Source organism: Actinokineospora lacus (assembly GCF_053813445.1).
In genome coordinates, this window is the sequence record NZ_JBQERA010000001.1 from 49,909 (window position 1) to 72,194 (window position 22,286).

The 22,286-nt window shown below is 72.9% G+C and carries 22 protein-coding genes, 2 tRNA genes and 1 other RNA gene; 16 read left to right on the forward strand and 9 right to left on the reverse strand.

Going from position 1 to position 22,286, the window contains the following annotated elements; genetic code table 11:
- Window positions 1–212: 212 nt before the first annotated feature.
- The 3 genes from ACTG9Q_RS00255 to ACTG9Q_RS00265 are packed head-to-tail and all read right to left on the reverse strand — an operon-like array spanning window position 213 to window position 1,717.
- Window positions 213–752: a uridine kinase family protein gene (locus ACTG9Q_RS00255; protein WP_455570495.1), complete on the reverse strand. Its 540-nt coding sequence runs from the start codon at window positions 750–752 to the stop codon at window positions 213–215.
- Window positions 749–1,345, reverse strand: a complete 597-nt coding sequence (recR, locus tag ACTG9Q_RS00260) for a recombination mediator RecR (protein ID WP_455570496.1) — start codon at window positions 1,343–1,345, stop codon at window positions 749–751. Before recR ends, ACTG9Q_RS00255 begins: the two co-directional genes overlap by 4 nt.
- Before the next feature lie 3 nt (window positions 1,346–1,348).
- Window positions 1,349–1,717, reverse strand: a complete 369-nt coding sequence (locus ACTG9Q_RS00265) for a YbaB/EbfC family nucleoid-associated protein (protein ID WP_455570497.1) — start codon at window positions 1,715–1,717, stop codon at window positions 1,349–1,351.
- Between the two features lie 86 nt (window positions 1,718–1,803).
- Here ACTG9Q_RS00265 and ACTG9Q_RS00270 point away from each other — a divergent pair, with 86 nt between their 5' ends.
- Entirely contained in the window at window positions 1,804–2,643 is an 840-nt protein-coding gene (locus ACTG9Q_RS00270) for a hypothetical protein (protein WP_455570498.1), read from the forward strand.
- A 205-nt stretch (window positions 2,644–2,848) separates the two neighbouring features.
- On the opposite strand, the gene ACTG9Q_RS00275 is transcribed toward ACTG9Q_RS00270, so the two are convergent.
- Both ACTG9Q_RS00275 and ACTG9Q_RS00280 read right to left on the reverse strand, forming a co-directional pair.
- Window positions 2,849–4,972 carry a DNA polymerase III subunit gamma and tau gene (locus ACTG9Q_RS00275; RefSeq protein WP_455570499.1) on the reverse strand — a complete coding sequence of 708 codons (2,124 nt, stop codon included), beginning with the start codon at window positions 4,970–4,972 and terminating at the stop codon, window positions 2,849–2,851.
- Between the two features lie 356 nt (window positions 4,973–5,328).
- Complete coding sequence (locus ACTG9Q_RS00280; protein WP_455570500.1) at window positions 5,329–6,546, reverse strand: M20 metallopeptidase family protein; 1,218 nt, start codon at window positions 6,544–6,546, stop codon at window positions 5,329–5,331.
- A 39-nt stretch (window positions 6,547–6,585) separates the two neighbouring features.
- Between ACTG9Q_RS00280 and ACTG9Q_RS00285 the strand changes: the two genes are divergently transcribed.
- The 4 genes from ACTG9Q_RS00285 to ACTG9Q_RS00300 all read left to right on the forward strand — a co-directional run bounded on the left by ACTG9Q_RS00285 (window position 6,586) and on the right by ACTG9Q_RS00300 (window position 7,946).
- Window positions 6,586–7,071, forward strand: a complete 486-nt coding sequence (locus ACTG9Q_RS00285) for a tRNA adenosine deaminase-associated protein (protein WP_455570501.1) — start codon at window positions 6,586–6,588, stop codon at window positions 7,069–7,071.
- 11 nt (window positions 7,072–7,082) lie between these two features.
- A complete protein-coding gene (locus ACTG9Q_RS00290; protein WP_455571284.1) occupies window positions 7,083–7,517 on the forward strand; it encodes a nucleoside deaminase in 435 nt (144 codons plus the stop codon).
- An 85-nt stretch (window positions 7,518–7,602) separates the two neighbouring features.
- Complete coding sequence (locus ACTG9Q_RS00295) at window positions 7,603–7,812, forward strand: CsbD family protein (RefSeq protein ID WP_455570502.1); 210 nt, start codon at window positions 7,603–7,605, stop codon at window positions 7,810–7,812.
- Window positions 7,813–7,855: 43 nt separating this feature from the next.
- Window positions 7,856–7,946: transfer RNA gene (locus tag ACTG9Q_RS00300), tRNA-Ser, on the forward strand.
- A 94-nt stretch (window positions 7,947–8,040) separates the two neighbouring features.
- Here ACTG9Q_RS00300 and ACTG9Q_RS00305 read toward each other — a convergent pair.
- Entirely contained in the window at window positions 8,041–8,616 is a 576-nt protein-coding gene (locus tag ACTG9Q_RS00305; RefSeq protein ID WP_455570503.1) for a pentapeptide repeat-containing protein, read from the reverse strand.
- Between the two features lie 360 nt (window positions 8,617–8,976).
- On the opposite strand from ACTG9Q_RS00305, the gene ACTG9Q_RS00310 reads away from it, so the two are divergent.
- The 3 genes from ACTG9Q_RS00310 to ACTG9Q_RS00320 all read left to right on the forward strand — a co-directional run bounded on the left by ACTG9Q_RS00310 (window position 8,977) and on the right by ACTG9Q_RS00320 (window position 11,750).
- Window positions 8,977–10,326, forward strand: a complete 1,350-nt coding sequence (locus ACTG9Q_RS00310) for an aminopeptidase P family protein (protein ID WP_455570504.1) — start codon at window positions 8,977–8,979, stop codon at window positions 10,324–10,326.
- A gap of 50 nt (window positions 10,327–10,376) precedes the next feature.
- Window positions 10,377–10,499 carry a hypothetical protein gene (locus tag ACTG9Q_RS00315; protein ID WP_455570505.1) on the forward strand — a complete coding sequence of 41 codons (123 nt, stop codon included), beginning with the start codon at window positions 10,377–10,379 and terminating at the stop codon, window positions 10,497–10,499.
- Window positions 10,500–10,601: 102 nt separating this feature from the next.
- Window positions 10,602–11,750 (forward strand): DUF2786 domain-containing protein, encoded by a 1,149-nt coding sequence (locus tag ACTG9Q_RS00320; RefSeq protein WP_455570506.1) that lies wholly within the window; start codon window positions 10,602–10,604, stop codon window positions 11,748–11,750.
- Window positions 11,751–11,790: 40 nt separating this feature from the next.
- Here ACTG9Q_RS00320 and ACTG9Q_RS00325 read toward each other — a convergent pair.
- Window positions 11,791–11,880 (reverse strand) — tRNA-Ser (locus ACTG9Q_RS00325).
- A 243-nt stretch (window positions 11,881–12,123) separates the two neighbouring features.
- Between ACTG9Q_RS00325 and ACTG9Q_RS00330 the strand changes: the two genes are divergently transcribed.
- Window positions 12,124–13,404 carry a cell wall-binding repeat-containing protein gene (locus ACTG9Q_RS00330; protein WP_455570507.1) on the forward strand — a complete coding sequence of 427 codons (1,281 nt, stop codon included), beginning with the start codon at window positions 12,124–12,126 and terminating at the stop codon, window positions 13,402–13,404.
- Window positions 13,405–13,485: 81 nt separating this feature from the next.
- Window positions 13,486–14,616: a cell wall-binding repeat-containing protein gene (locus tag ACTG9Q_RS00335; RefSeq protein WP_455570508.1), complete on the forward strand. Its 1,131-nt coding sequence runs from the start codon at window positions 13,486–13,488 to the stop codon at window positions 14,614–14,616.
- Window positions 14,617–14,640: 24 nt separating this feature from the next.
- On the opposite strand, the gene ACTG9Q_RS00340 is transcribed toward ACTG9Q_RS00335, so the two are convergent.
- Window positions 14,641–15,108 (reverse strand): SRPBCC family protein, encoded by a 468-nt coding sequence (locus ACTG9Q_RS00340; RefSeq protein WP_455570509.1) that lies wholly within the window; start codon window positions 15,106–15,108, stop codon window positions 14,641–14,643.
- Between the two features lie 129 nt (window positions 15,109–15,237).
- On the opposite strand from ACTG9Q_RS00340, the gene ACTG9Q_RS00345 reads away from it, so the two are divergent.
- From ACTG9Q_RS00345 to ffs, 4 genes are all read left to right on the forward strand, one after another.
- A complete protein-coding gene (locus ACTG9Q_RS00345; protein WP_455570510.1) occupies window positions 15,238–15,444 on the forward strand; it encodes a cold-shock protein in 207 nt (68 codons plus the stop codon).
- 91 nt (window positions 15,445–15,535) lie between these two features.
- A complete protein-coding gene (locus ACTG9Q_RS00350; protein WP_455570512.1) occupies window positions 15,536–16,273 on the forward strand; it encodes a lysophospholipid acyltransferase family protein in 738 nt (245 codons plus the stop codon).
- 149 nt (window positions 16,274–16,422) lie between these two features.
- Window positions 16,423–17,829, forward strand: coding sequence for an endo-1,4-beta-xylanase (locus ACTG9Q_RS00355; protein WP_455570513.1), 1,407 nt, complete (start codon window positions 16,423–16,425; stop codon window positions 17,827–17,829).
- 17 nt (window positions 17,830–17,846) lie between these two features.
- Window positions 17,847–17,943: signal recognition particle sRNA small type (gene ffs, locus ACTG9Q_RS00360), an RNA gene on the forward strand.
- Here the strand turns inward: ffs and ACTG9Q_RS00365 are convergent.
- The gene (locus ACTG9Q_RS00365; RefSeq protein ID WP_455571285.1) at window positions 17,940–18,953 is read right to left on the reverse strand and encodes an LLM class flavin-dependent oxidoreductase; all 1,014 of its coding nucleotides are present in this window, start codon (window positions 18,951–18,953) and stop codon (window positions 17,940–17,942) included. The genes ffs and ACTG9Q_RS00365 overlap by 4 nt on opposite strands.
- 66 nt (window positions 18,954–19,019) lie before the next feature.
- Between ACTG9Q_RS00365 and ACTG9Q_RS00370 the strand changes: the two genes are divergently transcribed.
- Complete coding sequence (locus ACTG9Q_RS00370) at window positions 19,020–19,991, forward strand: prephenate dehydrogenase (protein WP_455570514.1); 972 nt, start codon at window positions 19,020–19,022, stop codon at window positions 19,989–19,991.
- Between the two features lie 310 nt (window positions 19,992–20,301).
- Window positions 20,302–22,242 (forward strand): hypothetical protein, encoded by a 1,941-nt coding sequence (locus ACTG9Q_RS00375; RefSeq protein WP_455570515.1) that lies wholly within the window; start codon window positions 20,302–20,304, stop codon window positions 22,240–22,242.
- The last annotated feature ends 44 nt before the right edge of the window (window positions 22,243–22,286 follow it).

Genomic DNA, 22,286 nt, shown 5'->3' on the forward strand with positions numbered 1-22,286 from the left:
GGCGGCACGGATCGCTGGTGAGCCATCACGTACTCCTCGCTGCATCCGGGGATCACACCGTGTGGTCGCCGACCATAGCCGCTTCCCTCGCCTCCACTGAATGGCGTGAGGTCACGATCCGGCCAACTGACATACACGGAATTAGCGTTGCGCGACGACGCTACAACGGTCGGTGAGAATCCGACGAGAAGTGTCCGCATGTCGAACGTCGATCACTCGATCGGTGGCCGATGCGTTGCGCGGGACCGGGTCTGGTCGACGGCGAACCAGCCCGCCTCGAAGCGCTGCCAGGCCGTGAGCGGCGCCCGGCATGACTCCCCGTCGCGGGCGACGGCCCGCTCCAGGCGGGCGGCGGGGTCCGGTAGCTCGATCCACACCAAAGCGGACATTACGGATCGTAACGATCGGCGGCCCGCGGAGACGCCCTCCAGGAGCAGCACCCCCGGCGGGTCGACGGCGAGCCAGGCGCCGGGACGCGGGCGGCCGTCGGACCACTCGGTGCGCTGGTAACCGCCTTGGCGGCCCGCCGCCAGCGGCACGAGCACGCCCTCGCGCAGCCGCGGCCACCAGGCGACCGGGTCGTCCCACGTGGCGAAGTGGTCGGTCGGGATGACCGCGGCGCCGAGGGCGTCGGCCAGCGCGGCGGCGTAGGTGGACTTGCCGGAGCCGGACGGGCCGTCGACGGCGACCAAGCGGACGCCGCCCAGGCGGGGCGGGCCCGCGAGGACGGCGTCGGCGACCCGGTCGATCACATCGTGCGGCGGCCGGAGAGGGCCCGGCCCAGGGTCAGCTCGTCGGCGAACTCCAGGTCGCCGCCCATCGGCAGGCCCGAGGCCAGCCGGGTGACGGTGAGGCCGGGGAAGTCGCGCAGCATCCGCACCAGGTAGGTGGCGGTCGCCTCGCCCTCGGTGTTGGGGTCCATGGCCAGGATGACCTCGGTGATCTCCGCGCCGCCGATGCGGGCCAGCAGCTGCCGGATGCGCAGCTGGTCGGGCCCGACGCCGGAGAGCGGGTCGAGCGCGCCGCCGAGCACGTGGTAGCGGCCGCGGAACTCGCGGGTGCGCTCCACGGCCAAGACGTCCTTGGGCTCCTCGACCACGCACACCACCGACAGGTCGCGGCGGGCGTCGCGGCAGATGCGGCAGGTCTCCTCGGCGGAGACGTTGCCGCAGACGTTGCAGAAGACCACGCCCTCCTTGACCTTCTGCAGGGCGTCCTGCAGCCGCGACACGTCCGCGGGCTCGGCGGCCAGCAGGTGGAAGGCGATGCGCTGGGCGCTCTTGGGCCCGACCCCGGGCAGCCGCCCCAGCTCATCGATCAGGTCCTGGACCGGTCCCTCGTACACGGGCTACATCCCGGGCAGGCCGAACCCGCCGCCCAGCCCGCCCGCCAGCGGGCCCATGGTGTTCTCGGCCAGCTTCTGGGCGTTGGCCCCCGCGTCGCGGACCGCCGCGACCACCAGGTCGGAGAGGGTCTCGACGTCGTCGGGGTCGACGACCTTCGGATCGATCACCAGCGCCTTGAGCTCACCGGAGCCGGACACGGTCGCGGTGACCAGCCCGCCGCCCGCCGACCCGGTCACCTCGGCCTCGGCGAGTTCCTGCTGGGCGGCGATCAGCTGCTCCTGCATCTTCTGCGCCTGCTCGAGGATCGCCTGCATGTCGGGTGTGCCGCCACCAGGGAACACTGCGGCCCCTTCCAGGTCGGGAAGTGTCATCGGTGACCAGCTTAGACGTGGTGGGAGGCGGTATCGCGGGCATCCTCGGATTCCTCCGCGGGCAGCGCTGTGCCAGGCTCTAGATCATGGCCGGGAACCGGGTACTCGACGTCGACGACCGCATCCTGATCAGCGCGGACGACCGCCTGGTCGAGGTCGACGCCGCGGGCAAGGCCACGGTGCTGGCCCCGTCGGCCGCCGCGGCGCGGTACCTGCCGGGAACGCGCGATGTCGTGTACCAGCAGGGCTCGCCCGCCCGGCTGATGCTGCGCGGCAAGCCCCTGGTCTCCGCCGCCCACTCCGTGGAGCTGCTCGGCGTCCTGCCCGGCCGGGTCGTGTACCGGGCCAACCCCCGCCACCGCCTGCTGTACGACGTGGTGATCCGCAACGTGCTGGTGGGCGAGGAGCAGGCGGTGTACGACCGCGGCGGCCAGGTGCTGGCCGCGGCCGTCAGCCCGAACAGCCGCTACATCGCCATCCGCCTGCCCCGCAAGCTCATCCTCGTCGACACGATGCCGGTCACCGAGGACGACCACGTCCGCCTCATCTGCCCGGAACCCGCCGACGGCGGCCACCACCACCTGACCTGGCTGCCGGACTCCACCCGCCTGATCGCCACGGCCGACGGCGTCGTGTCGCGCTACGACGTCGAGCGCGCCACCTGGGAGCCCCTGGTGACCGCGGGCCCCGCCGCGATCGGCACCGCCGCCCCCGACGGCCGCCGTCTGGCCATTGTGGACTGCGGGCGGGTGGCGTTCCACCACGCGGGCACCGGGGATTTCCTGCGCGCCACCGAGATCGACGCCGTCGGCGCTCCTGTGTGGACGCCGGACTCCAGCACGGTGGCCGTGGCCACGGGCGACGGGGTGGCCACTGTGGTCGCCCAGTCGGCCTTCGTGCGCCCCGTGCCCGTCCCGGCAGGCTGACAGGTCGGATCGTGCCCGCACCGGCACGGTCTTCCCTGCTCTTGAGGCCGAAGTCCCGGCTCGTGGCACAGCGTTCACAGTCAGCGCCGGACCCACACGGACGCGGTGGTGTCCCACGACCCGATGCGCACGCGCATCAATCCGCTTCCGAGCCAATCGAGCGCGACCTCAAGCTCGGCAGGGGTCTTTGACAGCGTGCGGCCGGTCAGTCGACCGGCTTGGCGCCCAGTTTCTCGGCCAGGAGTTGGAGCATGGCCTCCTCCGGGTCGGCGCGGGGGGTGCCGTCGGACTCCGGGCTGGGGTTGCGGGCCGCCTCGGCGAGGAGTTCCTCCTCGTCCTCGGGTTCCGGGGGGAGGTCCGGCTCGGGCGGGGGCTCCGGGGGGAGGTCGGCGGCCGGGACGTAGCGGCGTTGCGGTGAGTCGGCCGGGCGCGAGGAGGTCGTGGACTGCCGGGTGGGCGGCTGGCTCTGGCGGGCGGTGGCGGCGGCCGAGGCGCCCGGGGCGGCGTGGACGCAGCGGACCTGCCAGGCGCCGCCGACGACGGAGGTGATCGCCTGGGCGATGGCCTCGGCGTTGCGGGGCTCGGAGAGGCGGGCGGCGAGGGGGGCCGCGGGGTGGCCGATGACGACCGTGGAGCCCTCGACCGCGTGCACCGCGGCGGGGAGGAGCATCGCGTGGGTGCTGCGGCTGGTGGCCGTGGCGCGGACCGCGGAGAGCACCTCGGGCCAGATCCGGCGGAAGGCGGCGGCGTCCATCGTGCCGAGGGCGGACGGGTCCGCGGCGGTTTCCGGCTCGGGTGAGCCCGGGTGCCCAGCCGCAGGCGCCGCGGGGCTCTCGGACTGGCGGGGCTCGGCGGCCTGCGGGTCGGTGGGGCGGTTGGCGGGTCGGCCGTCGGCCGGGCGGGCCGAGGGGCGGGTGTACTGCTGGCGCGCGGGAGCCGGGTCGGGTTCGCGGCGGGCGGGCGCTTCCCTGGCGGGCGGGGTGGCCGCCTGGGCATCTCGCTCCGGCGGGGGCCCGGCGGTCGGGTGAGCGTCCCGGGCCTGGGCGTCTCTCTGCGGCGGGGTCGCGGCGGCAGGCCGGGTTTCCCGGGACGGCGCGGCCTGCGCTTCCCGGGACGGCGGGGTCGCGCCTGCCGGGCGGGCAGGCTGGCCGGGGGCGGCGGTCACCCGGGCTTCGAGCTGCTCAAGGCGCTGCAGCACCGCGGAGTCGGCGGCGGCGTCAGTCGGCACGGCGCCGGGCAGGAGCATGCGGGCGCACAGCAGTTCCAGCAGCAGGCGGGGGGCGGTGGCGCCGCGCATGTCGACGAGGCCGGTGTGGACGATCTCGGCGTAGCGGGTCAGGGCGGCCGGGCCGAGGCGCTGGGCCTGGCTGACCATCTTGTCGAGCTGGTCGCCGGGGGCGCTGACCAGGCCGCGGGTGGCGGCGTCGGGGACGGCGCGCAGCAGGACCAGGTCGCGGAGGCGGTCGAGCAGGTCGGCGGCGAAGCGGCGCGGGTCGTGGCCCGCCTCCACCAGCGCGTCGACCGTGCCGTACACGGCGGCGGCGTCGGCGGCGGCCAGGGCCTCGACCATGTCATCGATCAGCGCCGCGTCGGTGACGCCGAGCAGGGAGACGGCGCGCTCGTAGGTCACGCCCTCGGGCCCGGCGCCGGCCAAGAGCTGGTCGAGCACGGACTGGGTGTCCCGAGCCGACCCCCCGCCCGCGCGGATGACCAGGGGGAACACCGCCTGCTCGATGACGGCGCCCTCGGCGGCGCAGTTGCGCTCCAGCAGGTCGCGCATCGCGCCGGGCGGGATCAGGCGGAACGGGTAGTGGTGGGTGCGCGACCGGATGGTCGGCAGCACCTTCTCCGGCTCGGTCGTGGCGAAGATGAAGACCAGGTGCTCCGGCGGCTCTTCCACGATCTTCAGCAGGGCGTTGAACCCCTGCGTGGTGACCATGTGCGCCTCGTCGACGATGAAGACGCGGTAGCGCGACTGGGCGGGCGCGTAGAACGCCCGGTCCCGCAGCTCGCGGGCGTCGTCCACACCACCGTGGCTGGCCGCGTCCAGCTCCACGACATCGACGTTGCCCGGCCCGTTGGGGGCGAGCGAGACGCAGGAGTCACAGGTGCCGCAGGGCTCGTCGGTAGGCCCCTGCGAGCAGTTGAGCGACCGCGCGAGAATCCGCGCACTGGACGTCTTGCCACACCCACGCGGCCCGGAGAACAGATAGGCGTGGTTGACCCGCTTGGCGGCCAACGCCGTGCGAAGCGGGACAGTGACGTGTTCCTGCCCAACGACCTCGGCGAAGGTCGCCGGCCGGTACTTGCGGTAAAGGGCGAGCGCCACACCACGACCCTACTCGTCCCCACCGACGATCCAACGCCCCCCGCCACTCCCCCCGAACCGCGACTCCCACCCCTCTCGAACCGCTCCCACATACCCCACGCGTCATCAACCCACCGACCAAAGACGCCACCGTCACCCCACCGAATGACCAACCGCCCACCACCGACAAGCCCGCCCAGACCCACCAGAAATTTCGCGGCCAGCCGCAAACGCCCTCCGGACATCCCCCGCCACTCCCAGGGGGGCAGCCCCGCTCCAGTCTATCGGCGGTGGACCGCGCGGCAGCGGGGTTACCGGCGGGTTGTGGACAACTCGCCGGTCTGTGGATGGTGGTTGACGGGGTTTGAGGACAGGCCCTAGCGCAGGGTGTCCAGGGCGAAGGCGGCGTAGGCGGTGACGCCGTGGGGGAAGGCGGACTCGTCGAACACGACGCGGTTGGAGTGGTTGGGGGCGGCGTCGGCTGGGGTGGTGCCAGGGGTGCAGGCGCCGAGGAAGGCCATGGCGCCCGGGACGCGCTCCAGTACGTAGGACCAGTCCTCGGCGCCCATCAGGGGGTTGGGCATGGGGGAGGAGTAGTGGGGGCCCAGGACGGCTGCGGCCAAGTCCAGGACGCGGTCGGCCACGGTGTCGTCGTTGACCGAGACGGGGTAGCCGGGTGGGAAGTCGAAGGTGACCGTGCAGCCGTGGGCGGCGGCGATGTGCTCGCAGACGCGCGGGATTTCAGTGAGCATCGTCTTGCGGGTCTGCTCTGACAGCGTCCGCAGGGTGCCTTCCAGTTCGGCGGTCTCGGGGATGATGTTCGACGTGGTCCCCGCCGTGATCCGGGCGATGGTGAGGACGGCGGGCTCGAAGACGCTGATCCGCCGGGTGAGCACGGTCTGCATCGCGCCCACCATCGCCGCCGCCGCGGGGATCGGGTCCACCGCGTCGGAGGGCATGGAGGCGTGGCCGCCCCGGCCGGTGACCCGGATGGTGAACATGTTGGCGCTGGCCATCAGCGGGCCGCGCCTGCACCGCAGGATGCCGGACTCCTCCTTGGACGTGATGTGCAGCGCGAACGCCCGGGTGACCGGGGAGTCCGCCGCATCGAGCACGCCCTCTTCCAACATGTGCCGCGCGCCGTGGTGGCCTTCCTCGCCGGGCTGGAACATGAACACCACCTGGCCCGCCAAATCCGCGCGGCGCTCGTGCAGGAGGCGGGCGGCGGAGGCCAGCATCGCGGTGTGGGAGTCGTGCCCGCACGCGTGCATGGAACCGTCCACTTCGGAGGCGAACGGCAGGCCGGTGTCCTCCTGAAGGGGGAGCGCGTCCATGTCGCCGCGCAGCAGGACCGCGGGACCGGGCCTGGCGCCATCGAGGACCGCGACGACCGAGCCCACCGCCGTGCCCGTGGTCACGCGCAGGTCGAGGCCGCTGAGGGCGTCGAGGACGGCCCGCTGGGTGCGCGGGAGGGCGAGCCCCTGCTCGGGGTGGCGGTGCAGCTGCCTGCGCAGCGCCACGGTCCGCGGCTGGAGGGCGTGGGCGGCTTTTCGCAGGCCGGTGAACCTGGGATCATCCGTCAGCGGTGTCGTCATTCCTCGATACTGGCACCGAATCCCCTGGCGGAATACCGTGTGCACATGGCCGAGCAGGTGTCGGGGTTCGGGGTGGCCGTGGTCCGCGAGGACGGGCGGTGGCGCTGCGCGGCGATGGACGCCTCCGCGCTGACCGAACTGGACTCGGCGATCACGGAGTTGCGCCGGATCAGGTCCACCGGGGCGGTCTTCGGGCTGCTCGCCGTGGACGACGAGTTCTTCATCGTGCTGCGCCCCAGCCCCGGCGGCATCGCGCTGCTGCTCTCCGACTCCGCCGCCGCCCTGGACTACGACATCGCCGCCGACACCCTGGACGTGCTGCGCGTCGACCCGCCCGAGGACGTCGACGAGGTGTGGCCGGAGGGCTCCCTCGACGTCCTCGCCGACCTGGGCCTGCCCGCCGCCGAGCTGCGGGTGATCGTCGGCGAGGTGGACCTCTACCCGGACGAGCAGCTGCAGATGATCGCCCAGCGGCTCGGTTTCGCCGACGAGTACGCCAAGCACCTGGACACCATCCTCCAGTGACGCCCGAGGACATGATCCGCCTGGCGCTGGGGGCCGCCCGGCGCGCACCGGCCACCGGCGACGTGCCGATCGGGGCCGTCGTGCTCGCCCCGGACGGCCGCGTGCTGGCCGAGGCGTGCAACGCCCGGGAGGCGACCGGGGACCCGACCGCGCACGCCGAGGTGCTGGCGCTGCGGGCGGCGGCGTCGGCGTACGGGGACGGGTGGCGGCTGGCGGGCTGCACGCTGGCGGTCACGGTCGAGCCGTGCACGATGTGCGCGGGCGCGCTGGTGCTGGCCCGGGTGTCGCGGGTGGTCTTCGGGGCGTGGGAGCCCAAGACGGGCGCGGTCGGCTCGCTGTGGGACGTGGTGCGCGACCGGCGGCTCACGCACCGACCGCAGGTCACAGGGGGTGTGCTCGCTCCGGAGTGCGCGGCGCTGCTGGTCGACTTCTTCGCATCCATGTGACCCTTGTCACAGAAATGTTGGGTGTAGGCCATCCGCTGGACACCCCTTCGGCGAGGGGAACAACCCTTAGCGGGAGGAGCGTCACATGAGCATGATGGACAAGGCCAAGGACAAGGCCGAGCAGGCTCTCGGCCAGGCCAAGGAGAAGATGGGCAAGGCCACCGACAACGAGGACATGGAAGCCTCCGGCAAGGCCGACCAGACTCGCGGCGAGGTCAAGGAGACGGGCCACGACCTGCGTGACCGCGCCCAGGGCTCCGTCCAGGACATCAAGGACAAGTTCGACAAGCGCTGACCCGCCCACATCCACGGACACGCCGCTCTGTACCCTCATCGGCGGTGGCGTGTCCGAGCGGCCGAAGGAGCGCGCCTCGAAAGCGCGTGACGGGCAACCCCCGTCCGTGGGTTCAAATCCCACCGCCACCGCCATGAACTGCCAGAACGCCGGTTGCCTGATGATCAGGCAACCGGCGTTCTGTCGTCGGTCCAGCCAAGGTGGTCCTGTACGGGCGATGTCACCGGATCATTTGGTCGGCAGTCCCTGAGCCCCCTCGATTACTGCCCCGGTCAGGTCCGCCCTGCCCAGGTCCGCCCCGGTCAGGTCCGCCCAGCGCAGGTCCGCCCCGAACAGGTTCGCCCGGCTCAGGTTCGCCTCGAACAGGTTCGTCTCACGCAGGTCGATGCGGGTGTTGTTGTCTTGGTCGGGGTTGCGGCGGCCGAGGACGGTGAGTGCGGCTTGGGTGTCGTCGGTGATGGGGCGTGGCTTGTCGGGGTTGGTGTTGGGGCTGGTGGTGCGGATGAAGGCGGCGAGGACTTCGATGATGGTGGGTTGGTCGCGGGGGGAGTCGCGGGCGAGGCGTTCGAGGGCGTAGATGCCGCCGAAGCGGGCCTGGAGGTATTCGGGGCCGGTGTGGTCGAGTAGTTCGACGGCCTTGGTGAACCGGTCGGTGTACTGGCCTTGCTCGGTGAGCTGGTGTTGTTGCTGTGCCACCGCGTTCTGTTGTTGGGCGACGGTGACTTGGTCGCGGGTGGCGCTGAGGGACAGGCCGGTGAACATGGTGGCGCCCGCGACGGCCAGGGCGGTGAGGATGGCGGCCACGGCCGTCCAGTCGGTTTTCCTGCCCGCGCGGGCGCGTGCACGCGAGGCTGCGCGGAGCCCAGGTCGGGCGTGGCGTGACCCGGCCACGGGTGAGCGCACGACGACGGCGGCGGGGGCGATCCTTCGACGGTTACCGGTCACTTTCCCAAGATCGTCAGGGCGTCCGGATCGTGTCAACAGATCCGGCAGGCGTGGGCTCCCAAGATCCCGCGCCTGTGGTGGGGGTCTTTTGTGCGGACCCAACGGCACACCCTTCTACAGTGCGGGGGTGTCCCGACCAGGTGAGGAGTGGGTATGAGCGACCGCCCAGCTCGACGTGATCCGTCGAATTTGGTGGCAGCGCCGGGGTTTCGCGACTTCGTGCGGGACGACTGGGGGCCTGCCGACCGGCGGGTGCGGGTCGTCGAGGGGGCGGCGGAGGCCGCGGCGGCGCACCGGGAGCGGCTGTCGCGGGCGTTTCCCGGCAAGCGGATCGCGGTGGCGGCCGGGCGGGCGCCGGTGCGGGCCAACGACACCGACTACGCCTTCCGCGCCGACAGTGACTTCGCCTGGCTGACCGGGTGCTACGCCGAGGGCGCCGTCCTGGTCATGCACCCGGTGGGTGACGGGCACGACGCGGTGCTGCACCTGCGGGAGCCCGCGGGACCGGACGAGGCGGACTTCTTCGCCAACGCCCGCGACGGGGAGCTGTGGATCGGCGCGGCGCCGGGGCTGGCCGAGTGGTCGGCGGCGCTGGGGCTGGTGTGCCTGCCGCTGGAGGGGTTGGCGCGGTCGCTGCGCGGTCGACTGCCCGAGGTGCTGGCCGCCAAGGGCGTCGAACCCGTCCTGGACTCGCTCGTGGACGGCCACAGCGCCGAGCTGCGGACCACGCTGGCCGAGCTGCGCCGGATCAAGGACGACTGGGAGGTCGGCCAGCTGCGCGCCGCGGTCGACGCGACCGTGCTCGGGTTCGCCGACGTCGCGCGCGAGCTCGACACCGCGGTGCGCGGCGGCGGGGAGCGGTGGCTGCAGGGCACCTTCGACCGGCGGGCGCGCACCGCGGGCAACGGCCCGGGCTACGCCTCGATCGTCGCCGCCGGGCCGCACGCGCCGGTGCTGCACTGGACCCGCTGCGACGGGCCGGTGCCCGAGGACGGCCTGCTGCTGCTGGACGCGGGCGTTGAGCTGGACACTCTCTACACCGCTGACGTCACCCGGACCTTCCCGGTGGGCGGGGAGTTCAGCCCGGCCCAGCGCCAGGTGTACGAGCTGGTCCACGACGCCCACGTCAAGGCGATGGCCGAGGTCCGGCCGGGCGCGGACTACCGCGCCTTCCACCACACCGCCATGCGCGTGCTCGCCGAGGGCCTGCACGACTGGGGCCTGCTGCCCGCCTCCGTGGAGAAGTCCCTGGACCCTGACGGACAGCACCACCGCCGCTACATCGTCTGCGGCGTCGGCCACTTCCTCGGCCTGGACGTGCACGACTGCGCGGCCTCGCGCGCAGAGGCCTACCACGAGGCGAAGCTGGAGCCGGGAATGGCGCTGACCGTCGAGCCCGGCCTGTACTTCCACCCCAACGACCTCACCGTGCCGCCGGAGCTGCGCGGCATCGGCGTGCGCATTGAGGACGACCTGATCGTCACCGCAGGCGGGCACGAGGTCATCTCCGATGCGTTGCCCATCACTGTCGACGGAATCACCGAGTTTGTGCGGGGCCACCGCGGGTAGCCTCCGCCTGACCGGACTCGGGGGAGGCCGGCTGGAGTGTGGAGGACGACGTGTCGAACGACGACCGGCCGGGCAAGCACCGTGCCCCGGAGGGCGCCGAGGTGCACCCCCTGATCGACCTGGCCCGCGACCCGAACCCGGGCAAGCCGGACCACGCCGCCGACGAGGACTGATCGCGGCTCTCGACGACGCCCGCCGCCCCTGACCGGGGCGGCGGGCGTTTTTCATCGAACGGGTGGTCGATAAATGTCGGTCGCCCCGGGCATGATGTCGCCATGCGAACACATGATCGAGCGGACCGGGTCTCCGCGGCGCTGTTGGCCGCCCGCCTCGGCGCGGCCGCCCTGGCCAGGGCCCGCGGCGGCCCGGTCCATGTGCGCGACGTGGCCGACCACGGCCCGGCCGCCGTCGGGGCGGCGGTGGCCGCGGCGTTGACCAGGGCGCTGGGCGAGCTGTGGGACCGCGGCTGGACGCCCGCCGACGTCGCCGCCGCGGTGCCCCGCCACGTCGCCGACCTCGCGTTGGACGCCGTCGCCGCCGACACCGCCCGCCACCCCGCGGCGCACCTGCACCCGCGCTGGCTGGCCGAGTCCCGCGAGCTGGCGTCGGTGTGGTGGCGCCGGGGGGAGCCGCACCTGCCGCAGTGGGCCGCGCGCGCCCGGGTGCCGCTGGCCGAGGCGGTGGACCGGGTGGTCGACGTGCTCGCGGTGTTCGCGGGCCTGCCCGCGCTGCCCGCCCTGCTGCCGCCGCCGGGCCGTCCCGGGCCGTCGGAGATCGCGGGCGTGGAACCCCGCGTGCTGGCGCGGGTCCGGGCGCTGCTGGCCAAGGCCGAGTCGACGGCGTACCCGCAGGAGGCGGAGGCGCTCTCGGGCAAGGCGCAGGAGCTGATGGCCCGGCACGCCTTCGCCGAGGCCGCCCTGGACGAGCGCCCGCAGCGCGCCGCCGCGAGCCGGATCTGGCTGGAGCAGCCGTACCTCTCGGCCAAGGCGCAATTGGTCGACGCCGTGGCCTGCGCCAACCGCTGCCGCGCGGTGTTCTACCCCAAGCTGGGCTGCGTCGTGCTGGTCGGGCACGAGACCGACCTGGAGATCGTCGCCGTCCTGTCGGCGTCGCTGACCGTCCAGGCCACCCGCGCGCTCGCCGCCGCCCCCGGCCGCACCCGCGCCTACCGCAACGCCTTCCTGACCGGCTACGCCCACCGCATCCGCACCCGCCTCGACCTGGCGACCGCGACTGTCACCGACGCCCGCGCGCTGCCGGTCCTGGCCCGCCGCCACCACGTCGTGGAGGAGACCTACGCCGCCCTGTTCCCGGGCATCCGCACCAGGCGCGGCACCGTCAGCAGCCCCAGCGGCTGGGGCGCGGGCCAGGCCGCCGCCGACCACGCCGACCTGCTCCCCGACCGCCGCCGCGTCGCGGGCTGAGAAAAGACAAGACGCCGGTCGGGCCCGACCGGCGTCTTGGTGGCGGAGGATGCGGGATTTGAACCCGCGAGGGCTTTTACACCCAACACGATTTCCAATCGTGCGCACTAGGCCACTATGCGAATCCTCCGCCGGAGAGGGTACCCGACGGCGGGACGGCGGCTCAGCACGGGGGCCCGAAGCGCGGCCCTGAGCCCTGCCCGGCGCCCCCGGGAAACGAGACCGGGAATACATCCGGTCTTCACGCCCGGATTGTCCAAACCCCTGGTAAACCCGGGCGTCGTCTTGCAGACTGTCCCCGACTCCGCGGCCGACGCATCGGGGGCCTTCCGGCCGCGAGCCATTCGATCTGGGGAAAGGAACCAACACACACATGCTCATCAGAGGATCCCGCGCGCTCGGCGCTGCCCTGCTGACCGCCGTCCTGGCGTGTGGCGCGTTCACCGCCACCACGACCGTCGCGGCCGCCGAGGCCCCGAAGACCTTCACCGCGGCGCAGGCCGACGAGCTCAGCGACCTGGTCAAGGCCGCCCGCCTCCACAGCGAGAAGCCGGGCCAGCGCAGGCTGGCGCGGCAGTCGATGGCCGTCCCGCCGCAGGACTGCCTCTACAGCCGGGAGAACGCCGACGTCACCGCGTTCCGGTACGCGGGCGGGAACCGTTACGAGACCGCGGTTTGCGCCTCCTACTGGTCTTGGGGCGCGCACAACAACAACGCGGGCCTGGCGAAGGCGAACGCCGTCGTCCTGGCCCGCGGCGACGCCTTCCCCGACGCGCTCGCCGGTGGTCCGCTCGCCACGCACGTCAACGGCCCCCTGCTGCTGACCAGCCCGACGGCCCTGCTGCCGAACGTCAAGGCCGAGATCCAGCGCGTGCTGGCCCCCGGCGGGACCGTCCACCTGCTCGGCGGCACCGGCTCCCTGTCCGCGGGCGTCAACACCGCGCTCACCTCGGCGGGCTTCAAGACCACCCGCATCGCGGGCGCCAACCGCTTCGAGACGGCGATCAAGGTCGCCCAGGCGCTGCCCGCGACGAGCAACTTCTTCGTCACCACGGGCATGGGCTTCCCCGACGCGCTGGCCGCAGGCGGTGCCGCCGCGACCCTGACGCTGGGGGCGCGGGTGGACAACGACCCGGCGACCCTGCCGTACGTGCTGCTGTTCACCAACAACACGACGATGCCCGCGATCACGGAGAACTTCGTCTACGACCGGGCCGCGCAGCTCGGCGGCGCGGTCGTGTTCACCGCGGGCGGCGCGGCCGACCAGGCGGCGGCCAACGCCTTCGGCGCCGACAACCTCGCGCTGCGCTTCGCCGGGGCCAACCGGTTCGAGACGGCCCGGATGATCGCCCAGGAGATCTACACCGACGAGATCGGCCTCGTCGGCGCGGGCGCGGGCCTGGCCAACGGGATGGACTTCCCCGACGCGCTGGCCGGGACCGCCATGCTCGCCCGCTTCGCCCAGCCGCTGCTGCTCACGCAGGCCACCGTCCTGAGCGCGCCCACCCGCCAGTTCCTGCAGGCCCACGCGGGCACGGTCACCGACGCCGAGGGCAACCCCGCCATGGCCTACCTCGACATCCTCGGTGGCACCGGAGTGATCTCCACCCCGGTCGCGGACGCCGCCTTCACGGCCTTCACGCCGGTTTCGTAAGTTCTCGCGAGAGCGCCGGGCGGGGTCGGAACCGGGCCCCGCCCGGCGCTTTGTCTTCCGTACCAAGGATTGAGAGGCACCATGCTCAGCCGACGTCGCCCCCGTGGCCGGGCAGGCGCCACCGTGCTGGCCGCGGTCATCGCCGTCGGCGGCCTGGCGGTCGGCGCGCCGACCGCGTCGGCCGACACCCCGGCGACCTGCCGGGGCGCGGACAAGGGCGCCGTGGTCCAGGCACTGCGGTACGCGGGCGCGAACCGGTACGACACCGCCGTGTGCGCGTCGCTGAGCACGTGGGCGAGCGCGGGCGACCCCGACGTGAAGCCGGAGTTCCTCGCGGGCGCGGTCGTGCTGGCCCGCGGTGACGCCTTCCCCGACGCGCTCGCGGGCGGGCCGTTCGCCACGCACGTCAACGCGCCGCTGCTGCTGACCTCCCCGACCGTCCTGCTGCCGAGCGTGCAGGCGGAGATCGAGCGGGTACTGGCCAAGGGCGCGACGGTCTACCTGCTCGGCGGGACGGGTTCGCTGTCCGCGGGCGTCGAGACCAGGCTCAGGTCGCTGGGCTACGCGCCCCAGCGCCTCGCCGGGGCGAACCGCTTCGAGACGGCCATCAGGATCGCCGAGGCGATGCCCGCCACGAGCGACTTCTTCGTCACCACCGGGATGGACTTCCCCGACGCCCTCGCCGCGGGCAGCACCGCCGCCTACCTCAACCGCGGGACGGGCACGTCGGTCCTGCTGTTCACCAACAACACCACCATGCCCGCGGTCACCCGGGACTTCGCCGTCGCGCGCCGCGCGCAGTTCGGGCGGTGGAACCTGGTCACCGCGGGCGGCGCCGCCGACCGCGCGGCCGTCACGGCCTTCGGCGCCACCAGCCTGGCCGAGCGCTTCGTCGGCCGGAACCGGTTCGAGACCGCGACGCTGCTCGCGCGGAGGTACTACGTCGAGGGCGGCTCGCTGGTCGGCGCGGGCGCCGCGATCGCCAACGGGATGGACTTCCCCGACGCCCTGGCCGCCACCAGCACCCTCGCCATCTACGGCGAGCCGCTGCTGCTGGCCCAGAGCGCCACGCTGAGCGCGGAGACCCGCCAGTTCCTCGACGACCACGCGGGCACGACCGCCACCGCGCCCGCGGTCCTCGACCTGTTCGGCGGAACCGGCGTGCTTTCCGACGTAGTCAAGAACGCGGCCGTGGCGGCGTTCACCCCGTAGCAAGGGCGCGGCTGTCGGCCTGCGCTAGGCCGCCTCGGCGTGGGCCTTCACCGCGGCGAGGGTGTGCTCGATGGACTCGGTGTTGAACCCCGGCCGGTCGGCGCGGCCGGTCACCCGGGGACCCATGAACCGGCGGATGAACCAGCTGCCGACGCGGAACCAGTGCTCGGTCAGCACGCAGCCGGTGTCGGTCGGGGTGATCTCGTAGGACCAGCGCGACACCCGCACCCCGAACGGCGTGCGCACGTCGAAGGTGAAGCGGCGGGTCGGCTCGCACTCCACGACCAGCACCCTGGTCCACCACTCCCGCGCGCCGTTGCGGTTGGTGCCGCGGAAGCGGGCGCCCACCGCGGGCCCGGTGGCGCCGTCGACCCACTGCCCGCCGACGTTCTCCGGGCTGAATCGGGCCATCCCGGGCAGGTCGGTGACCAGCGACCAGACCAGGTCGGCGTCGGCTGCCACGGCGGTGCTGCGCGAGATCGTCGGCTCCACCCGCCAACCGTGCATGGAACGGGTTCACCTGGGCAACACATGCAAAGGAATCCGGCACTGTGGGAGAACGGCTGTCGGAGTGGTCCAATAGAGTTCGCACAGTCACTGCTCGACGCGAAGGATGAAAACGTGGCAACTGGAACGGTCAAGTGGTTCAACTCCGAAAAGGGCTTCGGGTTCATCCAACAGGACGACGGTCCGGACGTGTTCGCGCACTTCTCCGCCATCGAGGCGACCGGGTACCGCTCCCTTGAGGAGAACCAGCGCGTCGAGTTCGACGTCGTGCAGGGCCCCAAGGGCCCGCAGGCGGACAAGATCCGCGTCATCGCCAGCTAGGCGGTCGCGCCGCACGACCCAGGTCACATTGCGGGGCGACGGCGCGTGGTGGACAGTTCGGGCACTTGCCGACACCGTCAGTGGAGTGCCTGTGGCCGAACTGGTCTACCCGCCCGTCGTCCTCGCCGCGAAGACGGCGTTCCGCCTGCTGGATGTGCGACTCGACATCCGGGGAGCCGAGCACATCCCGGCCACCGGCGGCGCGGTGATCGCCTGCAACCACGTCAGCTACCTGGACTTCCTCTTCTGCGGGATGGGCGCCCAGCCCGCCAGGCGCCTCGTGCGCTTCATGGCGAAACGGCAGATCTTCGCCAACCGCGTCGCCGGGCCGCTGATGCGCGGGATGCACCACATCTCCGTCGACCGCGGCGCGGGCGCGCAGTCCTACCAGGCAGCGCTCGACGCCCTGCGCTCCGGTGAGGTCGTCGGGGTGTTCCCCGAGGCCACGATCAGCCGCTCGTTCACCGTCAAGGACATTAAGACCGGCGCCGTGCGGATGGCCGCCGAGGCGGGCGTCCCGCTCGTGCCGATGGCGCTGTGGGGGACGCAGCGCCTGTGGACCAAGGGCCGCAAGCGCGAGCTGACGAAGCGGCACGTGCCCGTCACCATCCTTGCGGGCGAGCCGACGCGCCCCACGGTGGACGACGACCACGACATGCTCACGAAAGACTTGCGGACCAGGATGTCCGCCCTCCTGGACACCGTCCAGCGCGCCTACCCGGACGAGCCCGCGGGCGATGGCGACCGCTGGTGGCTGCCCGCCCACCTGGGTGGGACGGCGCCGACGCCGGAGGAAGCCACCGAGCTGGACAAGCGTAAGCCCGAGTAGTTCCGGAAGCGCTCCCAATTGGTTATCATGACCCAGGTTTCGACAATTGGTGGAAGTTATCGAAACTGTGGGATGGGACCAGCCGGCCAGGGCGATGGGCGGCTCCACGCTCCGCTGACAATGTCGTTCGTGCGGAACAGGAGAAACCCGTGTCTTTCCGGAAGTTATTCACCCGGCGCTGGGCAGCCGCCACTGCTGCGTCCAGCGTCGCGGCCACGACCGCCGCCCTGCTGGCCCTGGCCGCGCCGGGAACGAGTGCCGCAGCCACCGGCCTCGGCGGCATCGCCGAGGCCAAGGGCAGGTATGTCGGAACCGCCGTGGACCCCAATAGGGTCAGCGATGGCAGTTACGGCACGATCCTCGACACCGAATTCAATTCGGTGACGGCCGAGAATGCGATGAAGTGGGAAGCCCTGCAGCCCACGCGCGGGCAGTACAACTGGGCGGCCGCCGACGCGGTGATGCGGCGCGCCGAGGCGAACGGCCAAATGGTGCGCGGCCACACCCTGGTCTGGCACAGCCAGACGCCGACGTGGGTGCAGAACCTCTCGGCCACCGAACTGCGCCAGGTCATGATCGACCACATCACCACGGTGATGACCCGCTACAAGGGCCGCATCGCGCACTGGGACGTGGTGAACGAGGCGTTCGAGGACAACGGCAGCCGCCGCCAGTCGTTCTGGCAGCTGAAGCTCGGCGACGGCTACATCGCCGACGCCTTCCGCGCGGCCCGCGCCGCGGACCCCTCGGCCAAGCTGTACATCAACGACTACAGCACCGACGCGGTCAACAGCAAGAGCACCGCGATCTTCAACCTGGTGCAGCAGTTCAAGCAGCAGGGCGTGCCGATCGACGGGGTCGGCTTCCAGGCTCACCTGATCATCAACCAGGTGCCGGGCACCTTCCAGCAGAACCTGGAGCGCTTCGCCAACCTCGGGGTGGACGTCGCGATCACCGAGCTGGACATCCGGATGCAGACCCCGTCCGACGCGGCGAAGCTGGCCACCCAGCGCGCCGACTACCAGAAGGTGTTCGCCGCCTGCTTCGCCGTGACCCGGTGCGTCGGCGTGACGATCTGGGGCATCACCGACAAGTTCTCCTGGATTCCGGACGTGTTCCCCGGCCAGGGGGCCGCCCTGGTGTGGAACGAGAGCTACCAGCGCAAGCCCGCCTACGACGGCAGCGTCGCGGGGATGGGCGGCACGGTGCCGACATCCACGACGACGACCACCACCACTACGACCACCGGTCCGCCGCCGCCCGGCGGCTGCACGGCCGACTACCGGGTCATCAACCAGTGGTCCGGCGGGTTCCAGGTCGAGGTGCGGGTGACCGCGGGCGCCAGCGCCATCAGCCGGTGGACCGTCGCCTGGACCTTCGGCGGCGGCGAGCGCATCTCCCAGTCGTGGAACGCCGCGGTGACCACCAGCGGCAGCCAGGTCACCGCCAGGAACCTGACCTACAACGGCGCCCTGGGCGCGGGCGCGTCGACCACGTTCGGCTTCACCGGCACGGGCACGCCGGGCACGCCGACCGCCTCGTGCGGCGTCGCCTGATCCCATCGGTACACTGACATCGGACCCCGCGCGGTGCGCATCCCATGAACCTCCCCAGGGCCGGAAGGCAGCAAGGATAAGTGGGCTCTGGCAGGTGCGCGGGGTCCCCTTTATGCCCTGGTCACCAGGGACTCCGCGGTTTTCTTGATCCGCGCGACGTGCTCATAGCTGCGGACGCGGTCGCCGTGGTCGTAGACGTTGGTCGTGATCATCAGCTCGTCGGCGGCGGTCGCGCGCAGGAGGTCGGCGATGCCCGCCTCGACGGTCTCGGGCCCGCCGACGATCTGGGTGGACATGCGGTCCTCGATGAAGATCCGGTCGACGTCGGTGTAGGGGTAGGCGTCGGTCTCGGCGGGCGAGGGCATCCGGCCGGGAGTTCCCTTGCGCAGCTGCAGGAACTGCAGCGCGGCGGGCCGGGCCAGCTCGTGGGCGGTGGCGTCGTCGTCGGCGCAGATGACCGAGGCGGCGACCATGGCGTATGGCTCCCGCAGGACGGCGGAGGGGCGGAACCGCTCGCGGTAGAGCCGCAGCGCGGGCAGGGTGTTCTCGGCGCTGAAGTGGTGGGCGAAGGCGAAGGGCAGCCCGAGCATCCCGGCGACCTGGGCGCTGTAGCCGCTGGAGCCGAGCAGCCAGATCGCGGGCTGGTTGCCCAGCGCGGGGACGGCGGTGACGCCCCGGTCGTCGCGGCCGGTGAAGTAGTTGGCCAGCTCGGCGAGCTGCTCGGGGAAGTCGTCGGCCGACAGCGGCCCGGTGGTCCGCCGCAGCGCCCGCGCCGTCACCGGGTCGGTGCCCGGCGCCCGCCCGATCCCCAGGTCGACCCGCCCGGGGTGCAGCGCCTCCAGCATCCCGAACTGCTCGGCGACGATCAACGGCGGATGGTTCGGCAACATCACCCCGCCACTGCCCACCCGCAACGTCGTGGTCGCCATCGCGATGTGCGCGAGCAGCACCGCGGGCGCCGAACTGGCGATCCCGGGCATGTTGTGGTGCTCGGCCACCCAGTACCGGTGGAAGCCCAGCCGCTCGGTCACCCGGGCGAGGTCGAGGCTGTTGCGCAGAGCGGCGGTCTCACTGGACCCGCTGGCGACGGGCGCGAGATCGAGAACGGACAGCGGCACGGAAATTCCAGACACACCAGAGCCAACACCTCAGCACCCGCGGTCGTTCCCGCGGTGAGAGGATTCGGGGTCATGCGGGCGGTGTGCGTGATCGGACTGGGCCTCATCGGCGGATCGGTGCTGCGGGCGGTCGCCGCCACCGGGAGGCGGGCCTGGGGGGCCACGGCCTCGGAGGCCGACAGCAGCGCCGCCGTCGCCGACGGCTTCACCGTCACCGACGTCGACATGGCCCTGCGCCGCGCGGCGGAGGAGGACGCGCTGATCGTCCTGGCCGTCCCCCTTCCCGCCCTGGACGAGGTCCTGCGCCGGGTGGTCGCCCTGGCCCCGGCCTGCCCCCTCACCGACGTGACCAGCGTCAAGGGACCGGTGGCCGCCGCGGTGGCCCGCCTGGCCCCGGACTCCCCCTTCGTCGGCGGCCACCCGATGGCGGGCAAGTCGGTCTCCGGCTGGTCGGCGGGCTCGGCCGAGCTGTTCGCCAACGCCGCCTGGGTGGTGACCGTCGACGACGACACCGACCTGGCCCTGTGGCGCGAGGTCGCCGAACTGGCCCTGTCCTGCGGCGCCCACGTCGTCCCCACCACCTCCGCCGCCCACGACGACGCGGTGGGCCGCATCTCCCACCTCCCCCACGTGCTGGCCTCGATCCTGGCCGCCTGCGGCAACGACGGCGGCCCACTCGCCCTGGCTCTGGCCGCGGGCAGCTTCACCGACGGCACCCGCGTGGCGGGCACCCGCCCGGAGCTGGTCCTGGCCATGTGCGAGGGCAACCGCCACGCCCTCCTCGACGCCGTCGACGACGCCCTGGGCCGCCTGGGCGCCGCCCGGGGCGCCCTGGCCTCGACCGGCTCGCTGCGCGCCACCATCATGGCGGGCAACAGCTCCCGAGCCGCCCTGGACAGCCACCGCACGTCCCCCACCTGCCCGGTCACCATCTCCCTCACCGCCCCCGACGCGGTGGAAGACCTCCGCGACCTGGGCACCGCGGGCGGCCGCATCACCGCCCTGGAAGCCGACACCGCCCAAGGCGAACTCCCGGACCCCTGACCCGCAGACCCCGACCAGCAACCGCGCGATCAAGACCGCATCGGCCCTGCTTCCTGCTCACGGTCGACAGCGGCGCTGTTCACGGTCGACCAGTGGCCGCCAGGCAGGCGTTGGGCAGCACGGCATTCTTGGCTCCCGGCGCGGGCGAGGTCGTCGGCGAGCAGCCGGCCGCGCAGGCCCCTCGGCGAGCGCCCCGCTGGTCCTCAGGCCCCCGGGCGGGCCGAAAACCCCAGCTCACACCCACGTCGGCGCAGGTCTCGGCTCGGCAACACCATTGTGACCCACACCGCACTGCATTTACCGTGGCCCGGTGGATCACCCCCCCGCCCCGCCCCCCACCCCCCGGCCCCGTCGCTTAGCCGTCGCGGGCGCCTCCGTGGTGGTGATCGGCGCGGCCGTGGTCCTGCTCCGCACGCCCGCGGACACCAGCACCAGCCCCGCACCGGTCCCCGCCCCCCAGACCACGGTCGCCGACTACGCCCGCGAAGGCGTGGTCGTCCCCGGCCCGGACCGCGCGCCGACGCAGCCCGACAGCCTCACCGTCACCCCTGGGCCGAGCAGGCTCAACCTCACCTGGGGCACGGTCTCCGACGCCGCGGGCTACGAGGTCCGCTGGAACGACCAGGTCCGGCTCGTCGCCCTGCCCACGACCCAGCTCGACGGCCTGGAGAACGGCAGGCAGTACGCCGTGGAAGTCCGCAGCGTCGGCAAGTACGGCCAGCGCTCCCTGGCCACCGTCAACCAGGGCACCCCCGAACCGCGCCCGGCCGACGACTGGACCTTCGCCGACGAGTTCGACGACAACGCCCCCCACCCGACCCGCTGGCGCTTCACCAGCACGTCCAGGTGTGGCACCGCCTCTCCCGGCACCGGCGCGGACGCCCGGCGCCTGGTCGTCACCGCCCAGTGCGGCAGTGAACCGGTCTCTTTGTCAGCACGCACTCCTCTCAAGCTCACCAACGGCCCCGGCGAACTGGGCCGCTTCGTCATCGACACCGACCAGCCCGGCCTCGCGGGCGAACTGCTGATCGACCTCGTCCCCGGCCAGGTCGACCAGGTCGGCGGCTCGGCAGCCACCGCCAAGACGGGCACCCCGGGCAAAGCCCAGGATGACCAGTCCCTGCCCCCCGGCACGATCCGCGTCCGGATCGCCACCCACGCGGGCGCGGAGCCGACCACGGTCCAGGTCCTCGTCGGCCCGCGCACCCCGCGCAGGGGCACGCCGGTGCGGATCGCGCCGGCGCCCTCCGCCGGGATCGGCGTCACCGTGCGCTGGGAGGTCGTGCTGCACACCGACGGCGTCCGGGTGCTGCGCGAGGGGTCCGTCGTCGGCGCGGGCGACGTCGTGCCCGCCTGGCGGGAGGCGACCGCGGTCGTCGGCATGACCGCGGGCCGCGCGGAGGTGCGCGCCGCCGTCGACTTCGTCGGCTACCAGGGCGCGCCCACGGCCACTCCTCCCCTGATGCCCGCACCCGCCCTGGACCCCGGCCAGGTCGTCGCCCCCAGCCATACCGCGCACACGCCCTCCGGCGGGGCCAGGGTGGCCGACGTGACCGGCGCCCGCCTGCTGCTGACCCTCGTCCCGCAGAACCGCCCCGACGACCCCGCCGACGACGTCTACTCCGTGGAGATCGGCGGCAGACAGTACCCCACCGTCCCCGCGGTCGCGGGCCAGCGGCTCGCCCGCGGCGTGCGCTACCCCCTGGTCGCGGAGCTGCCCGCGGACGCCCTCGTCCTGCGCGCCGACGGGCGCACCCTGCCCCTGCGCGTGCGCGGGCCCCAGCACCCGGGGCGCGCGCCGACCCGGGTGCTGGCCGCGACCCTGGAGCTGGTCCCCCGCCCAGGCGCGGCCCTGCCCGCGCCGCCACGGCAGGACAGCCCGCAAGACCGCACCCGACCGGCGCTGGCCCGCCCGAGCGCGGTGCTGCTGGACGCCGCGGGCAGAGCGCTCACCGAGGGGACCCGGGTCCCGCGCGGACGGCTGGTGTTGGAGGTGACCCTCGACGGCATGGGCGGCCAGCTGCTGGGCGGCGAACTCGCGGGGGTGGCCGGGGTGGAGGTGTGGTTGGACCGCAACCGGCTGGCGGGCATCCCGACAGTGGCCGACGGGCCGGGCGTGGGCGGGACGTGGCGGATCGCGGTGGACACCACCGAGCTGCCCCCGGGCAGGCACAGTGTCGAGGTGCGGGCGGTCGGGGTGGACCCGCGCTCGGCGTTCGCGGTGTCGTACACGCCGTTCGAGGTCGGGTGAATCCCGCGGTGCGCATCGTCGCCTCCCGGCAATCGGAGTCTTCG

Coding starts and splice junctions, on each gene's coding strand:
- ACTG9Q_RS00265 (WP_455570497.1), bottom strand. CDS start 1,717: ATGACACTTCCCGACCTGGAAGGGGCCGCAGTGTTCCCTGGTGGCGGC.
- ACTG9Q_RS00270 (WP_455570498.1), top strand. CDS start 1,804: ATGGCCGGGAACCGGGTACTCGACGTCGACGACCGCATCCTGATCAGC.
- ACTG9Q_RS00280 (WP_455570500.1), bottom strand. CDS start 6,546: ATGACGACACCGCTGACGGATGATCCCAGGTTCACCGGCCTGCGAAAA.
- ACTG9Q_RS00290 (WP_455571284.1), top strand. CDS start 7,083: ATGATCCGCCTGGCGCTGGGGGCCGCCCGGCGCGCACCGGCCACCGGC.
- ACTG9Q_RS00295 (WP_455570502.1), top strand. CDS start 7,603: ATGAGCATGATGGACAAGGCCAAGGACAAGGCCGAGCAGGCTCTCGGC.
- ACTG9Q_RS00320 (WP_455570506.1), top strand. CDS start 10,602: ATGCGAACACATGATCGAGCGGACCGGGTCTCCGCGGCGCTGTTGGCC.
- ACTG9Q_RS00330 (WP_455570507.1), top strand. CDS start 12,124: ATGCTCATCAGAGGATCCCGCGCGCTCGGCGCTGCCCTGCTGACCGCC.
- ACTG9Q_RS00335 (WP_455570508.1), top strand. CDS start 13,486: ATGCTCAGCCGACGTCGCCCCCGTGGCCGGGCAGGCGCCACCGTGCTG.
- ACTG9Q_RS00370 (WP_455570514.1), top strand. CDS start 19,020: ATGCGGGCGGTGTGCGTGATCGGACTGGGCCTCATCGGCGGATCGGTG.